General features: G+C 44.1%; 1 protein-coding gene. It reads right to left on the bottom strand.

Features of this window, described 5'->3' with window-relative positions; genetic code table 11:
- A partial coding sequence (locus AB4486_RS24310) for an AbgT family transporter (RefSeq protein ID WP_372119195.1) occupies positions 1–238 on the bottom strand: 238 nt, incomplete at both ends.

Here is a 238-nt window from a genome sequence, read left to right as displayed (position 1 = left end):
ATACTTTTCAGGAATGGAGAACCTGAAACCGTACCTGCTGCTGAACGTAGAACACCATCAGCTGGAACAATCGTCCAAGCAAGAAGCGCTGAAACCGCTAGCACTGCGATACCCGCAAACTTAAGGCCTTTCTTCTCAACGTCTGTTAGCTTGCCCATTGAATCATTTGATAAATCTTCAGACGCTTCTTCGTCGTTGTATTTACCCAGTTTTGGTTCAACAATCTTCTCAGTTACAA

The sequence above is a fragment of the Vibrio sp. 10N.222.55.C6 genome, from assembly GCF_041473395.1.
In the GTDB taxonomy this organism is placed as follows: Bacteria; Pseudomonadota; Gammaproteobacteria; order Enterobacterales; family Vibrionaceae; genus Vibrio; species Vibrio crassostreae_C.
The sequence above is the reverse complement of the archived record's forward strand: the minus strand, read 5'-3'. Positions and strand labels throughout refer to the sequence as shown.